Below are 15687 nucleotides of genomic sequence, written 5' to 3'. Positions count from 1 at the left end.
ACATTCATCGGAACATATCGCGTTCGCGGGGGCGGATCAGGGCTGCGGCAGGGCGTTCCGGCGCAACGCGGCGATAGCCGCGTACCAATACGGCGGGTAGGCCCTCGTCGCCCTGGCCCATGAGGAGCGAGCCTGCAGCGGCAAGCTCGTCCGCCACGGCGATTTCCGTCACCCGCATGGTGCGGCCGAACAGGTCCGGCGCGCCCACCATATCCACCAGCGCTGGCACGCCCGCCGCACCCAGCGCGACGCCGATGACCCCGTTCCGCCAGGGGCGGCCGAAACTGTCGTTGATGACGATGCCGGCGCGGACCCCGAAGCGGGTGTCGAGCTTGGCTTTCAATTCCGCGGCAGAGCCATCGGGATCGCGCGGAAGCAGCAGAACGCGCGCGCCGTCGGTATGATCGATGTTGGATTCGTCGACGCCCGCATTCGCCATGACGAAGCCGAGGATGTGGGCGACCACCAGGACATGCGGCCCCTCCCGCACGATCTCGGAAGATTCGCCAAGCACGACTTCCACATGGCGCGGGTCCTTGCCTAGGCGCACGGCGATTTCGGTCGCGCGCGCAGAGGGCGTTACGTCGGCAAGAGCGAGATAGCGCCCCTCGGCTTTCGAGACGATCTTCTGGGCGACTACGAGGATGTCGCCGTCGCAAAGCCCGAGCCCGCTTTCCTCCAGCGCCGCGCCAAGCAGCGCGGCGAGGTCGTCGCCCGGCTCCACCAGGGGAATCCCCGGTAAAGCGTGCAGGGACAAAGCGGGCGCGGTCATGACAGGTTCAGCCCACTGCGGGAATGTCGAGGCCGGTGATGCGGATGCCCGCGCCCGGCACCTTGTAACGGCGGTTGATGCCGATCAGCACCGAGGTCAGGGCCTCCGCGGCGGCGGAATTGGCCAGTACACCCCCGTCTACGCCGCGCGTCGCCACCACGCCGGCGAGCACGATCACCTGGTCGCGGGCATCCTTGTCATTGCCGAACACCAGCACATCGCAATCGGCCTTGCCGCCACCGTGCAGCTTGGTGGCGCCGACATTATGAAAGGCGGAGACCACGCGCACGCCTTCGCCCAGGAGACCCTGCGCGATCTGAGCCGCCGAGCCTTCGGCGGGAAGCTGGACAGTGGAAACCTTGGGCGGCACCAGGGGCACGGCAGCATCCACCACGATCTTGCCCTGCACGGCCTCGCGCACGTCCAGAAGCGTCGCCTCATGACTCGAAAACGGCACGGCGAGCACAATGATGTCGGCCGCACTGGCAGCGCCGATATTGTCCGCGCCACGCGCTCCGGGCCCCATGGCAGCGGCGGCTTCGGCGGCCTTCTCGGCGCTGCGCGAACCAATCACCACGCTGTAGCCCGCGGCCGCCCAGGATTTGGCCAGACCCGACCCGAGGTCGCCCGTTCCTCCGAGAATGCCGATAATGGGCTTGGCGTCGCCGGGCATGGGCTCTTTTCCTGATTTTTTGAGTTGGGACAATCCCTTGAGGCGGAGCGCAGGCGCATTCGCCCAGGAGATTTAGGTCTCGATACAATCGAATGGTGCTATAAACAGAATGATAAGACAACTCAATTTTTCAATCGCATTTGGTCCCTGTTCGGAACCCCAAAACTGACGCTGAAAATCTTGCAATTTCAATTATTTATCAAGGCGTTTGCCGTGAGCCGGGGCGCCTCATGCCCTATATGCCCTAAAAAAATGCTGCACCTCCTTGGAGGATTACGCAAGAGAGTCTTGACAGAAGGAGTTTTCCTATCTGATGGTATATAGAATGATTGACGTCCGACGCTGGTTTTCGGATAGTTTCCGACGGCGCACACGTCCGTCATGCGTGTCATGAGGGCCGTTTAACGCCTATTCATCGCAGCAAGACGATGTCAGTGCTTCAACAAAGATAAGATAACTTCCTTCTGAGGATCGGTGACATGGCGAAGCTCAAATCCGGATTTCTGACGTCTGCCGCCTGCGCATTGGGATTGTCCTTAGTGGTCGCCCTTCCGGCGGCGGCCCAGGACATTTCCATTGGCGTCAACATGCCCCTCACGGGCGCTTTCGCGGCTTCGGGCAATTTCGTTGCGGACGGCGCGAAGATTGCAGTCGAGGAGATCAATGCCAAGGGCGGCGTGCTTGGTAAGAAGCTCAACCTCATCGTCGAGGACAATAAGAGCAATCCCACCGAGGCGGCCGCTGTCGCGGAAAAGCTGATCGTGCGCGACAAGGTGCCGGTCATGCTTGGTGCCTGGGGTTCCAGCCTCACCCTCGCCGTCATGCCCAAGCTGATGCAGTACAACATACCAATGGTGGTGGAGACCTCCTCCTCCTCCAAGATTACCCTTCAGGGCAATCCCTACGTGTTTCGCATCTCCGCGCCTTCGTCGCTGGAAGCGGCGAATTTCGCGAAGGTGATCGACGGCTTCAAGATCAAGAAGGCCGACTTTCTGGTGGTGAATAACGACTGGGGTCGTGGCACCGCGAGCGACTTCTCGGCGATGTTCAAGGATAAGGGCATCCAGGTTGGCACTGTGGAGACCATGGACCAGGGTGCACAGGACCTGAGCGCCCAACTCGCCAAGATCAAGGCGTCCGACAGCGATACGCTGATCGTAACCACCGCCGTGGAGCAGCTAACCCTGGTGCTGAAGCAGGCCCAGGCGCTGGGCCTCAAGAAGCAGATCATTACCACCGGTGGCTCGCAGAGCCCGGACCAGCTTGCCGAACAGGCTGGCACGGCCGCCAACGGCACCTATCACCTGCTGTTCTTCACGCCCTGGTCGCCCGATGCCACGCCTTATCCGGATCGCGCCAAGGCGTTCGTGGAAGCCTGGAAGAAGAAGGGCCTTCCTATGGCCGGCCTGACCGAGAGCTTCCGCGGCTATGACGGCATCAATGTAATCGCCGCGGCCATCACCAAGGCGGGCAGCGCCGATCCGGCCAAGATCACCGAGGCCCTCTGGAAGGTGGAAGTGCCTGGCCTCAACGGCAAGATCGTGTTCGCGAAGGCCGGTCCCGAAGGTCGCGAGAGCGGCCAGAGCAGCCCGGCGACCTATATCGTGAAGATCGTGGACGGCAAAATCCAGGTCGCCCACTGATCCAAGTCGTTCACTGATCCGGAAGGGGCCCCTGAACCCCCGCTCTTTCCGGCTGGGCGGGGCATCGGCAGGCCAGCGCCTGACACTGTCGATGCCCCGCTTTTTTCACGGCGGCCGCAGGATGCGGCGACGGCCCGCACGAACATATCTCCGGCCATGATGCGCGGGCCGGGGTTGGGCATGGCGCAAGGGTGAGAACGCGATGACGAAGCAGGGTGTCGGGGCGCGTCTCCCGCGCAAGGAGGACGATCGCTTCCTGCGCGGACGCGGCCAGTTCGTGGCGGATATCCGCCTGCCGGGGCTGAGGGACGTGGCATTCGTGCGCAGCCCGCTGGCCCATGCCCGTATCCAAGATATCCATATTCCCGAGGCCTATCGCGACGTCGCCTTCGCCGCCGATGCCATGGTCGGCGTCAAGCCGATACGCGCAGTGACCGCGCTTCCGGGATTCAAAGTCTCCGAGCAATGGCCGCTCGCCACCGACAAGGTGCGCCAGGTGGGCGAGCTGCTTGCCATGTGTGTCGCCGCCACGCGCGCCCAGGCCGAGGATATTGCCGCCGCCATCGAGCTGGACTTGGAAGAGCTTCCCGCCGTCCACGACATGGTGAAGGCGCGCGAAAGCGGCAGCGCTTTGGTGCACGAGCATTGGGGCGACAACGTCTTCCTTGAAAGCTTCATGGAAGTGGACATCGAGAAGGCGCTCGACGCCCCCGTCAAAATCACCCGGACCATATCCACCGCGCGCCAGAGCATGGCGCCCATGGAGGGGCGCGGGACGGTCGCGCACTGGGACCATCGCAAGGAACAGCTCGTCCTCTACACCGGCAGCCAGATGCCGCACATCGTGCGCAATGGTCTGGCCGAGTGCCTGGGTCTCAACCAGGAGCAGATCCGCATCATCTCGCCCGATGTCGGCGGCGGCTTTGGCTACAAGGGAATTCTGCTGCCCGAAGACATCTGTCTCTCCTGGCTCGCCATGCGCCTCGGCCATCCCGTGCGCTGGATCGAGGACCGGCGCGAAAGCCTGACCGCTGGCGCCAATTGCCGCGAGCATCATTATTCCATCACCGCCTATGCCGACCGCGACGGCACGCTGCGGGGCATCGACTGCGAAGCGATCGTCGATTCCGGCGCCTATTCCTCCTATCCCTTCTCGGCGTGCCTGGAGGCCGCGCAGGTGGTGAGCATCCTGCCCGGCCCGTACGATTTCCCCGCCTATCGCTGCCGCACCTGGTCGGTCGCCACTAACAAATGCCCGATCCTTCCGTATCGGGGCGTGGCGCGCACCGGGGTGTGTTTCGCGCTCGAACTGGTGCTGGACGCCATTGCCCGCGAGATCGGCATGGAGCCGCACGAACTGCGGCTGAAGAATCTGGTGCGGCCCGAGCAGATGCCGTTCGACAACATCACCAAGAAGCATTTCGACAGCGGCGACTATCCACAGGCGCTGAACCGCGCCATCGCCATGGCTCGGCTTGATGAGGTGCGCGCGCGCCAGTCGAAGGGCGAGGCGGACGGGCGGCTGATCGGTATCGGCCATTCCATCTATTGCGAACAGGGGGCGCACGGCACCTCGGTCTATTCCGGCTGGGGCATCCCCATGGTGCCGGGCCATGAGCAGGCGACCGCCCGCATGACCCCGGACGGTGGGCTGGAATTGCGCGTCGGCGTGCATTCCCATGGCCAGAGCATGGAGACCACCTTCGCGCAGGTGGCTAACGAAGTGCTCGGCATCGACACCGCCCGAATCAAGCTGGTGCATGGCGATACCGAATACACGCCTTATTCCACCGGCAGCTGGGGCTCGCGCTCGATGGTGATGGCGGGCGGTGCTGTGGCGACCGCGTGCAGGGAGGTGGCAGCCCTGGCGGCGAAGATCGGGGCCCATCTGCTCCAGGCGGACCCGGCGGAGGTGGTGATCAAAGACGGCTGCGCCGTCGCGCCCTCCGGTTCGGTGACCTTGAAGGAGATCGCCCACACCTGGTATCGCCGGCCGCAGGACCTGCCGGCCGGCATCGATCCCCATGGGCTCGAATCCACCGTCGGCTACAAGCCGGTGCGCGATACTGGCACCTTCTCCTATGCGGCTCATGTGGCGCTGGTGGCGGTGGATCCCGAGCTTGGCGGGGTTGAGATCCTCGACTACGTGATCGTCGAGGACGGCGGCAAGCTGGTGAACCCCATGGTCGTGGACGGCCAGATCTACGGCGGTCTCGCCCAGGGCATCGGTACGGCCCTCTACGAGGAAATGCAGTTCGACGCCTCGGGTCAGCCACTCGCCTCCACCTTCGCCGATTATCTCCTGCCTGGCCCCACTGAGGTGCCGGAGCCGCGGCTCGACCATATGGAATTCCTCGCGCCTTATACCGAGTTCGGGGTGAAGGGCATCGGCGAGGGTGGGGCCATCGCCCCGCCGGCGGCCATCGGTAATGCGGTCAACGATGCGCTGAAGGGTTTCGGGGCCGAACTGCTGCATTCGCCCATCACGCCGCGCCGCATCCTGGAAGCCATCGAGGCCGCCAAGGCGGCGCGCGGGCCAATTTTGGCTCAACCTGCGGGGAGCGCCGCATGAAGCCCGTCCGTTTCGATTACGAGCGCCCGGTCGAGATCGACGCCGCTTTGGCCCTGCTGCAGGACGAGGGCCGGGTGGTGAAGATCATCGCCGGCGGCCAATCCCTCGGCCCAATGCTCAATATGCGTTTGGTGCAGCCGGAACTGCTGGTGGACATCACAGCCATTCCCGCTCTGAAGCGCATTGAAGACCATGCTGACCACATCATCGTCGGTGCGTGCGTGACCCATGCCGATTTCGAGGATCGCCGGGTGCCGGACGTGACGGCTGGGGCCCTGCCGGCAGTTGCCCGGGGCATCGCCTATCGTGCGGTGCGCAACCGCGGCACGGTGGGCGGCAGCTTGACCCATGCCGACCCTTCCGCCGACTGGATTTCAATTCTTGCGGCAGTGGGCGCGCGCGTGATCTTGCGCGCGCCCACCGGGGTCCGTGAAGTGCCTGTCGAGCAATATATGCTGGGCGCGCTCGCCGCCGATCTCAATCCCGGAGAATTGCTGGAGGCGGTGCGTATCCCCAAATGCAGTGCTTCCGCGCGCTGGGGCTATTTCAAGAGCTGCCGCAAGACCGGGGAATTCGCCCATGCCATCGGTGCCGTGCTGATCGACGGGGAGCGCGGCGTCTTTCGTGCCGTGATGGGGGCGACCGAGACGCGCCCGATCGTCATTGCCGAGCGCGCGGCGCTGTTTAGCCCGGCTGGCTTTTCCACGGGCGCTGCGGAAGAGGTGGCGCAGTCCGCAGGCATGGGCGACCTGCTGGACCGCAGGACGCACGCGGTGGCGCTGCGCCGCGCATTCGAGCAGGCGGACGCGGCATGACCCTGGTTTCCCTCACCGTCAATTCCCGCACTCTGTGCGCCGATGTCGAGCCGCGTACAAATCTCGCCGATTTTCTGCGTGACTCCCATGATCTCACCGGCACCCATATCGGTTGCGAGCATGGTGTATGCGGCGCCTGCACCATCATCGTCGACGGCGAGCCGGTGCGTTCCTGCATCACATATGCCGTCGCCTGCGAGAATGCCGAAGTCACGACCATCGAGGGCCTCAACGACGACGAGGTCGCGGGCGAACTGCGCGCCGCCTTTACCCGCGAGCATGGCCTTCAATGCGGCTATTGCACCCCAGGCATGATCGTCTCAGCCCGCGACGTCGTGCTGCGCCTGCCCGATGCCAGCGAGCACGAGATCCGCGTCGCCATGAGCGGAAACCTGTGCCGCTGTACCGGTTATGTGGGCATCGTGCGCGCCGTGCGCTCGGTGATCGAGGAACGGCGGGCGCGTGGCGCAGCTCCCCGCAAGGACATCCGCACCGCGCTAGGCCCCGCTGGCGCCGGTCATGCCGGAGTGCGCGTAGAGAGCGTGCAGAAGACCACCACGGCCGCGCCCGTGAACCGGCTCGCCGGCACGCAGGCCGCCAAGCTGGACGCCGATTTCGTACCGCAGACCAGTTTCCCCCAGAGCTTCGTGGTCGCTCACCCCGTGGACGTGGTGTGGGACTTCTTCGGCCGCGTGGATGAGGTTGCCGCCTGCCTGCCGGGCGCGTCCCTCACGGGCACGCCGACCCCGGAACATGTGGAAGGGCAAATTCGCGTAAAGGTCGGTCCGATCGTGGCCGAGTTTCAGGGAATGGCCGATATCACTCGCGACAGTGATCTCCATGCCGGGCGCATTTCCGGGAGCGGGCGTGACACGCGCAGCAATTCCGCGACGCGCGGACTTATCGGCTACACGTTGACACCGGTGGAGGACGGCCGCGCGACGCGGGTGGATGTGAGCATCGGCTATACGCTCACCGGCATGCTGGCCCAGTTCGGCCGCTCCGGCCTGGTGCAGGATATCGCCGGGCGTCTCGTAGCGGCGTTCGTGCAAAATCTGGAGGCACGGCTGGGCCAGGGCGAGGGTGCGCCGTCGGCTCCTGTTGTGACCGAGCTGAATGCCGGTTCACTCGTTTATTCGGTGTTCCTATCGCGGCTGAAAGAGATATGGCGCAAGATTGTGGGGTGATGCTCTGCAGGCGGCCGACGGTTTTATGCCCTCGTCCCCTTCCCAGCCCGCGTCCGCAGGGGGCAAAGGGTGCGCATTGTCGCGGGAAAAGACGAATGGGCGCTCCCCATTTGTACAGCTGTCCCCGCTTCCGCTTGCGGGGAAGGGCTGAAGAGGGGAGAAATGCTGCCACCTCGATCATTCTGCGGCTCGCCTTATCGTTCCAACGGAACGGCAAGGCCGGTCTTGACCCGGTCCATCACCACCAAGGTCCGGAAGCGCTTGATGTTGCTGTTCTCGAAGAACAGGCGGCGAGTCAGGTCTTCATAGTCGGCCATGGTGGCGACCGTGACGATAAGGACGAAGTCGGCGTCGCCGGTGACATAATAACATTGCTGCACTTCGGGGCAGCGGACGAAATTGGCCTTGGCCGCGTCCACGAGATCGATGCGCTCGCTCTCCACCACCACTTCCACCACCAGGGTAAGCGGTTGGCCGACGCGGGCGGGGTTAAGGATTGTGACATCCCCGGCAATCACGCCGGTCTCGCGCATGCGCTTGATGCGCCGCTGCACGGCGGCTGCCGAGAGATTTACCCGCTCGCCGATGGTGCGCTGCGGCGTGGTATTGTCTTTCTGCAGGATGGCAAGGATGGCGAGGTCGAAGGCATCCAGGTCTGCACGTTGATTTGCGAGATAAGATGCCATGACACACCGGGGCGGTTGAATTTTTAGATATTAAGTTTATACAACTCAATTTTACATTGTACATTATTAATATACTATAATTTTCAAATATATTTCTTAAATTTTATAATAACATAATATATTTATGTAATTTAAGAAATATTTTCAAAAATATGTTTGTAATCAACGCAGAATCCGCCTGCGCGAGGGGGCTTGCTTTTGTGCTCGGCGGTTTTTGGCGCCATGTGGGGGTGGGTGAATTCTGTGCCAAGCGTGTCAAGGTGAGGTGATATGCACAAGCCGCGGGCATTGCCTATTCACCTTTGGGCATTGTGAGGCTACACTGACTGCCTAGGCGTAAGGTGGAGACGGTTTCTGCTTGAGCGCCGCCGAGTCCGATGGTCCTTTATGCAAACAAAGTCCAAATTATCGGCAGCCTACGATCGAAGCCGCGTTCCGCTTTATATCCAGGTCGCATCGGTGCTCCGCCAGCGCATTCAAGCCGGGCATTGGTCCATAGGCGACAAGATTTCCACGCTTGAGGAACTTGAAGAAGAGTTCCAGGTCGCCCGCGTCACCGTGCGGCAGGCGGTGGAAATGCTGCGCGACGAGGGGCTTGTCAGCGCGCGCCAGGGCCGCGGCACCTTCGTCTCCAGCGTCGTGCCGGATCGCCACTGGCTGAAGCTGGAGACCACTTGGGCCAGCCTCATCGCCTCGGTGAAGGAAAATGTGCCCCGTCCCATCACCTTGACCGAGAATGTCGCGCCCCCGGTGCTTAAGCCCGAGGATGGCGAACTTGCGCCTGAATATGTTTCGCTCAAGAGCCTGCAATTCCGCGATGACCAGCCCTATTCCATCGTCAACCTGCTGCTCGCCCGCCATGTCTTTGAAATGGACCGCCACGTCTTCCTAACGAGCCCCGCGCTGCCGGCGCTCGCGGGCCTCAAGAAGATCAAGGTGAAGGATGCTCACCAGACGCTGATCATCAGCAGTGCCGATCCGACGGTGGCTGACCTCATGAAGGTCCCGCTCGGTGCGGCGACGGTGGAAAGTCATTGCGTGGTGGTGGATTCCAAGAACATCGCCATATATGTCGCTGATATCGTCTATCGCAGTGATTGCATCAAACTGCAGATCGACCTGCTGAGGTCCGAGCGCGGCTAAGGGCAGGGTTTAAGCCCCCGGAATTCCGCGCGCGAACCTCAGGTTTATTCATCTCACACCTCACGCTGCATCCAGACCGAGGTCCAGGATGGGCGCGCTGTGGGTCAGCCAGCCGCACGAGATGAGATCGACGCCGGACGCCGAAATGGCCGGCACGGTCTGGGCGTTCACCCGGCCCGAGGCCTCGGTGATGGCGCGCCCGGCCACCATGTCGACGGCGGTACGCAGCATTTCGGGGCTCATATTGTCCAGCAGCACCGCATCAACACCGACCGAGAGCGCTTCTTCGAGCTGGGCGAGGGTGTCCACCTCCACCTCGATCTTTACCAGATGACCCACATGGGCGCGGGCGCGCGTGAGGGCCGGCACGATGCCGCCGGCGGCCACCAGATGGTTGTCCTTGATGAGAACTGCGTCATCTAGGCCAAAGCGATGGTTTGCGCCGCCACCGGCGCGCACGGCGTATTTCTCCAGCGCTCGCAGGCCCGGCGTGGTCTTGCGGGTGCAGGTGATGCGGGCATGTCCGTTGGCTCGCGCTGCCTGAACCAGATGCGCGGTGGCACTGGCGATACCCGACAGGCGGCACACGAAGTTCAGCGCCACACGCTCCGCGCTCAGGATCGGCCGGGCGAGACCTTCGATGCGCATCACCACGTCGCCGGGGGAAACCGGCGCGCCGTCCGGCCGCACGATTTCCAGCGCGATCGCCGGGTCGAGCAGATGGAACGCCTGCACCGCCAGCCCGAGGCCAGCGACCACGCCCTCCTGCCGGCTGGTCATGGTGAGCGCGAAGCGCGCATCGGGCGGCACCACGGCTTCGCTGGTGATGTCGCCGGCGCGGCCGAGATCCTCCAGCAAGGCGGCGCGCACGACGTCCTCGGTGAGCAGGGCCGGCAAGGGCGAGAGTTCGGGCGCGGTTTCCGCGACGAAGCGGGCGGCGAGAGCGGACATCAGACGGCTTCCTTGAAGGCGGGCTCGGCCTGCCACGGAACTTGCCAGGGGGCGAGGGCGGCGGCGATCTGCACGGGGTCAAGCGCGCTATGGCGGCCCTGCGGTTCGGGCGCGGGATGGTCGGCGCGGAAATGCCCGCCCCGGCTCTCCTCCCGCTTGAGAGCCGCGAGCGCGACGAGGCTCGCAACGAGCGCCGCATCGTCGTGGTCGGCATAGGGCGCCAGCGCATGCAGCGCCTCGCCGAGCCCGGCCGCCGAACGCACCACGCCCACATGGCGATCCATGATCCGCCGCAGGGTCTCAATGGCGAGCGCCGGCTTGATCGCGCGTACCGGCGCCTCGGCGGTGCCGGCCTCGCGGGCGGTCTCGGCGAAGATGGCCTTGGAAATCCAGCCGGAGAAGGCGATCGCCTCCAGCAGCGAATTGCTCGCCAGCCGGTTGGCGCCATGCAGGCCGGTGGAAGCCACCTCGCCGCAGGCATAGAGGCCGGGAACGCTGGTTCGCCCACTGGCGTCCACCTTCACGCCACCCATGTGGTAGTGGGCTGCCGGGCGAACGGGAATCGCCTCGCGCGCCGGGTCGATGCCGCTTTCCAGGCATAGGGCGTGAACGGAGGGAAAACGCGCGGCAAACCGATCGCCGAGGCGCGCGCGGGCATCCAGCGTGACGCGGCGGCCGGCGGCGATCTCCGCATGGATGGCGCGGGCCACCACGTCGCGCGGGGCAAGTTCGGCGCCCGCCACATCGGCCATGAAGCGTTCGCCCTGGTCATTGAGCAGGATCGCCCCTTCCCCGCGCAGCGCCTCGGTGGCGAGCGGCATGGGATCGCGCGCGGCGGCAATCGCGGTGGGGTGGAATTGCACGAACTCGACGTCGCGCAGCACCGCCCCCGCCCGCGCGGCGAGGGCCAGACCGCTGCCGAGCGCGGCGCGCGGATTGGTGGTGGAGGCATAAAGCCCGCCGAGCCCGCCGGTGGCGAGCACCACGGCGCGGCCGATGAGGTCCGTGCGCGCGCCATTGGTGCCCATGCAGCGCACGCCGGTGACGCGGCCGTCGGCATCGCGCAGCAGGTCGATGGCCGTAAGGTCGGTGCGGCGGGAGATATGCGGGCTGATGCGGGCGCGGGCGATCAGCGCATCGAGCACGGCCTTGCCGGTGGCGTCGCCATCGGCATGGACGATGCGATTGCGGCTGTGGGCGGCTTCCAGCCCGAGCGCGATGGCGCCCGCCGCATCGGTATCGAAGGCGACGCCCCAGTCCGCGAGGCGGGCGATGACGGAGGCGGCGGCGCTTGTGACGCGCGCGGCCGCTTCGGGATCGGTGAGGCCGGCGCCGGCCTTGAGCGTATCGGCGGTGTGCAGGTCGAAATGATCGTCCGCGCCGATCGCGGCGGCGATGCCGCCCTGGGCCATGGCGGTGGCAGGAACGGCGGCGACACCCTGCGGCGCCACCACCAGCACCTTGAGGGGCGCGAGCGCGAGGGCGCAGGCGATGCCCGCCACCCCGGCGCCGACGATGATGACGCGATCCGCGTCGCTCTCGCTGGCTGCGTGGGCCATGGCGGTCACTTGATCGCCAGCATGCGCTCGACGCTCGCGCGGGCGCCGGGCACCAGGGCGGGGTCCACATGGACCTGGGGCGACATGGTTTCCAGCGCCCGGCGAATGTTCTTCAGCGTGATGCGCTTCATGTGCGGGCAGAGATTGCACGGCTTCACGAAGTCGATCTCGGGATAATGCACCGCCACGTTATCGCCCATGGAGCATTCGGTGACGAGCGCCACCCGCGCCGGGCGATGATCGGCCACGAACTGCACCATCTCGGCGGTGGAGCCGGAGAAGTCGGCGGCCGCGATTACGTCCGGCGGGCATTCGGGATGGGCGATCACGGTCACGTCCGCATAGATCTCGCGGATGTCGGTGATATCGGAGGGCGAGAACAGCTCGTGCACCTCGCAATGGCCGTTCCAGGTGATGATCTCCACATCGGTCTGGGCGGCGATGTTGCGGGCGAGATATTCGTCCGGGATCATGATGACGCGCGGCACGCCGAGCCCTTCGACGATCTTCTTGGCATTGCCCGAGGTGCAGCACACGTCGGATTCCGCCTTCACGGCGGCCGAGGTGTTCACATAGGTGACGATGGGCACACCGGGATAGCGCGCGCGCAGGCCGCGCACGTCTTGCGGGGTGATGCTGTCGGCGAGCGAGCAGCCGGCGCGCTCGTCGGGGATCAGGACCACCTTGTCGGGGTTCAGGATCTTTGCGGTCTCGGCCATGAAATGCACACCCGCGAGCACGATCACGTCGGCATCGGCCTTCGCGGCCTCGCGCGCCAGGGCAAGGCTGTCGCCGACGATGTCGGCGACCGTGTGGAAGATTTCGGGCGCTTGGTAATTATGCGCCAGCAGGATCGCATTGCGTTCCTTCTTCAGGCGCAGGATGGCAGCCACATCGTCCGCCAACGCCGCCCATTCCATCGCCGGCACATGGCGCGAGACCTTGGCGTAGAGGTCGGGCAAGGGCATCGCCGGGGCGACATATGCTTCGGCGCGCGCGAAATCGGTGGCCGACGAAACCGGGGCATCGAGCATGGAATGTCTCCCCATATGCTCGATATGAGCATATCAAAAGCCGAAAAATAGCCGGAGCAAAGCCGGCTTTCTTTTTATTATGCTTACACGGAGCATAAGGGGCGTCAATTGGCATTGGCGCAACTTTTTTAGTGGCGCCGCACCATTCGGCGAGGTGCGTTGCGGGAAGCGATTGGAATCGCGTCGCTTGGGAATTTGAAAAAATTGCGTTTCTCGCTCTCCGCCGCTTGCCCTCCCAATCCTTTACGCGCGGGGACCTGAGGGGGACTTGGCAGCATCATCGCTCCAAGCTGAGCGCAGAGGTGAGAAGCCGAAGCCCTGGAAAGCCTAGCCTCGCCGCACGCCCTGTGGCCGTACGCCGGGAGCGGGGCGCTCCAGCAGCACGTCGCGGCGGAAGCGGACCAGGCGCGCGGGGCGCCCGCCGGTGCCGCTGGTGGTCTCCCCTGTCTCTTCCACCAGACCCTGGCTCTCCACGAGGCGGCGGAAATTCTGCTTGTGCAGCAGCATGCCCGAGAGCGCCTCGACCGCCTGCTGCAATTGCAGCAAAGTGAAGGCGGGCGGCATCAGCTCGAAGACCACGGGGCGGTATTTGATCTTGCCGCGAAGTCGGCTGATGGCCGTGGCGAGGATGCGCCGGTGGTCGAGCGCCATGGGCTGGCCAAGCTGCGGCTGGCCGGGAAGCGCCTCCGGTGCAGCCGGTGCCCCATCCTCGGCGGCCGCTTCCGCCACCAGTCCGGCCTCGTAGAGCAGTTCATAGCGCTCGAGGACCCGCTCGTCGTTCCATGAGATTTCTTCTGCCCCTTCAAGGCCGAAGGCAAGCACACGCCGGCGCCGGCGTACCTCGGCGGTGCGGGAATCGGGGGCCGCGCAGGCCCAGGCCTCAAGGCCGGCGGCGATGCGATCGAGCACGCCCGGGCGGCCGGCGCGCCAGTCCTCCCAGGGGAAGCAGGCATACCAACCGAGCCACGCCGCCGCCATTTCGCCGGCTGGGCGTGCCTCGCGCACCAGCGCGAGATAGGCAACCGAGAGCGCCCGTGCCGGGCCGCCGTCGTGCCGGTCGAGATCGCCGAACGTGTAGAGCTGCTCGATATAATTGAGCTGTTGGTGGGTCTGGCGCTCCACCCAGCTGCGCAGGCCGCCTTCCAGCGTGCGGTGATGTTCTTCCAGCGGGCCGGAGGGCAGGGCGGGGCGGTCGCCGACGCGCAACGCCAGCACGCGCGGTTCCTCCGCCGTCACAGCGACCACGGCGGCGCTCAGATCGATGCTGAATTCAGCCGGCGCATCGCTCTCTTCTCCCAATGTGGGGTGCGAGAAGGAGCGGGGTCGGTCGTCGCGCATGCCCACCGCCATGAGTTGCCTGAAGCGATCCTATGGCGCGAACGCGCCGCCGCGGCAATGCGGATTTCGGCGGGGGAAGCCTTTGAGACAGGCGCGCTTCTCCCGCGTCTTTTCGAATATCTCAAGCGGGGTCTTAAGATCCGCTCTTTGGCGGCCTCACGCGCCGGGAATATGACCGTGGGCCAATATTTTGCGCATGACGCTCGGTAGCGCCTCGCGGGCGAAGTCCCTCGGCAGCACCCAGCGATGGCCCGCGGGTGCGGCGCTGGAGGGCGGCAAGTCGGCGCGCCAGACCTCCAGCTCCAGGGCGAAATGGGTGAACACATGGCTCACCCTCCCCGGAAGCACACGCCAGCCTTTGGCGCCCGGGGAGACAGGGGCATGGGCGCCGGCTACCGGAATATCCGTCGTCCAGGGCGTGGAGGGCACCTCGGTCATCTGGGCGAGCAGCCCCTTTTCGGGGCGGGTGCGTAGCAGCACCGCGCCATCGGCGCGGGTGATCAGGAAAGCGATGCCGGCCCGCGCTGGCTTCTCGCCCTTCGCCGCCTTGACGGGAAAGCGCGTGGGATCACCCTGCGCCCGCCCCTGGCAAGGCGCCGTCAGGGGACAGAGGACGCAGGCCGGCGAACGCGGCGTGCAGATGGTGGCGCCGAGATCCATCATGCCTTGCGCGAAATCCCCCGGCCGGGCCGGCGGGGTGAGGGCGGCGGCCAGCGCCTTGATGCGCGGCTTGGATTTGGGCAAGGGCGCGTCCATGGCATAAAGCCGGCTCACCACCCGCTCGATATTGCCGTCCACCGGGCTCGCCGGCAGGTCGAAGGCGATGGCTGCGATGGCTGCGGCGGTATAGGGACCGATGCCGGGCAGATCGAGCAGAGCATTCTCATCGGCCGGAAATGTGCCGCCGTGACGCGCCACCACCGCTTTGGCGCAGGCGTGCAGATTGCGCGCGCGGGCGTAATAGCCAAGCCCCGCCCAGGCCGAGAGCACCTCTTCCAGCGGTGCCGCCGCGAGGTCCGCAACCTTGGGCCAGCGCAGCAGGAAGCTGGAAAAATAAGGTCCCACCGCTTTCACGGTGGTCTGCTGGAGCATGATTTCCGAGAGGAACACATGATAGGGGTCCGCCCGCCGGTCCGCTTCGGCCCGCCACGGCAGGCGGCGGCGGTGGCGGTCGTACCAAGCGAGCAGGGCTTGCGAGATGTCGCCCGTCGCCGGCGCGGCGACGGCGGTGGCCTGGGTCTCGGCTTTGGATGCCGCTCGCGCGCCGCTCTTCTTGCGGGGGCGCGGGGCTGATAGGGTGGCGTCGTCCATGGC

The 15687-nt window shown here is 65.3% G+C and carries 13 protein-coding genes; 5 read left to right on the top strand and 8 right to left on the bottom strand.

Features of this window, described 5'->3' with window-relative positions:
* Positions 1-4 precede the first annotated feature (4 nt).
* Together cofE and npdG are read right to left on the bottom strand one after the other, a co-directional pair.
* Positions 5-772 carry a coenzyme F420-0:L-glutamate ligase gene (gene cofE, locus V5F77_RS00270; RefSeq protein WP_429003310.1) on the bottom strand — a complete coding sequence of 256 codons (768 nt, stop codon included), beginning with the start codon at positions 770-772 and terminating at the stop codon, positions 5-7.
* A gap of 7 nt (positions 773-779) precedes the next feature.
* Positions 780-1445 (bottom strand): NADPH-dependent F420 reductase, encoded by a 666-nt coding sequence (gene npdG, locus V5F77_RS00265; RefSeq protein WP_429003309.1) that lies wholly within the window; start codon positions 1443-1445, stop codon positions 780-782.
* A 479-nt stretch (positions 1446-1924) separates the two neighbouring features.
* Here npdG and V5F77_RS00260 point away from each other — a divergent pair, with 479 nt between their 5' ends.
* The 4 genes from V5F77_RS00260 (at position 1925) to V5F77_RS00245 (ending at position 7662) form a co-directional block, all read left to right on the top strand.
* Positions 1925-3088: an ABC transporter substrate-binding protein gene (locus V5F77_RS00260; protein WP_429003308.1), complete on the top strand. Its 1164-nt coding sequence runs from the start codon at positions 1925-1927 to the stop codon at positions 3086-3088.
* Positions 3089-3290: 202 nt separating this feature from the next.
* Positions 3291-5660 carry a xanthine dehydrogenase family protein molybdopterin-binding subunit gene (locus V5F77_RS00255; protein ID WP_429003307.1) on the top strand — a complete coding sequence of 790 codons (2370 nt, stop codon included), beginning with the start codon at positions 3291-3293 and terminating at the stop codon, positions 5658-5660.
* Positions 5657-6475 (top strand): FAD binding domain-containing protein, encoded by an 819-nt coding sequence (locus V5F77_RS00250; protein WP_429003306.1) that lies wholly within the window; start codon positions 5657-5659, stop codon positions 6473-6475. Before V5F77_RS00255 ends, V5F77_RS00250 begins: the two co-directional genes overlap by 4 nt.
* Positions 6472-7662 (top strand): xanthine dehydrogenase family Fe-S subunit, encoded by a 1191-nt coding sequence (locus V5F77_RS00245; RefSeq protein WP_429003305.1) that lies wholly within the window; start codon positions 6472-6474, stop codon positions 7660-7662. The genes V5F77_RS00250 and V5F77_RS00245 overlap by 4 nt, the downstream gene beginning before the upstream one ends.
* A gap of 194 nt (positions 7663-7856) precedes the next feature.
* On the opposite strand, the gene V5F77_RS00240 is transcribed toward V5F77_RS00245, so the two are convergent.
* A complete protein-coding gene (locus tag V5F77_RS00240) occupies positions 7857-8348 on the bottom strand; it encodes an Lrp/AsnC family transcriptional regulator (protein ID WP_429003304.1) in 492 nt (163 codons plus the stop codon).
* A 387-nt stretch (positions 8349-8735) separates the two neighbouring features.
* Here V5F77_RS00240 and V5F77_RS00235 point away from each other — a divergent pair, with 387 nt between their 5' ends.
* The gene (locus V5F77_RS00235) at positions 8736-9491 is read left to right on the top strand and encodes a GntR family transcriptional regulator (RefSeq protein ID WP_429003303.1); all 756 of its coding nucleotides are present in this window, start codon (positions 8736-8738) and stop codon (positions 9489-9491) included.
* Between the two features lie 60 nt (positions 9492-9551).
* Here V5F77_RS00235 and nadC read toward each other — a convergent pair whose 3' ends face one another.
* From nadC to mutY, 5 genes are all read right to left on the bottom strand, one after another.
* On the bottom strand, positions 9552-10442 hold the full coding sequence (gene nadC, locus V5F77_RS00230; RefSeq protein WP_429003302.1) for a carboxylating nicotinate-nucleotide diphosphorylase: 891 nt from the start codon (positions 10440-10442) through the stop codon (positions 9552-9554).
* On the bottom strand, positions 10442-12001 hold the full coding sequence (locus tag V5F77_RS00225; protein ID WP_429003301.1) for an L-aspartate oxidase: 1560 nt from the start codon (positions 11999-12001) through the stop codon (positions 10442-10444). The genes nadC and V5F77_RS00225 overlap by 1 nt, the downstream gene beginning before the upstream one ends.
* Positions 12002-12006: 5 nt before the next feature.
* Positions 12007-12969, bottom strand: coding sequence for a quinolinate synthase NadA (gene nadA, locus V5F77_RS00220; protein WP_429003668.1), 963 nt, complete (start codon positions 12967-12969; stop codon positions 12007-12009).
* 393 nt (positions 12970-13362) lie between these two features.
* Positions 13363-14373 (bottom strand): NUDIX hydrolase, encoded by a 1011-nt coding sequence (locus V5F77_RS00215; protein WP_429003300.1) that lies wholly within the window; start codon positions 14371-14373, stop codon positions 13363-13365.
* Positions 14374-14529: 156 nt separating this feature from the next.
* Positions 14530-15684 (bottom strand): A/G-specific adenine glycosylase, encoded by a 1155-nt coding sequence (mutY, locus tag V5F77_RS00210; RefSeq protein WP_429003299.1) that lies wholly within the window; start codon positions 15682-15684, stop codon positions 14530-14532.
* Positions 15685-15687: the final 3 nt, after the last annotated feature.

Origin of the sequence: Roseixanthobacter psychrophilus (genome assembly GCF_043195195.1) — a bacterium.
Classification (GTDB): domain Bacteria; phylum Pseudomonadota; class Alphaproteobacteria; order Rhizobiales; family Xanthobacteraceae; genus NCEH01.
Note: the sequence above shows the minus strand (reverse complement) of the source record. Positions and strands in the feature narration are given on the sequence as shown.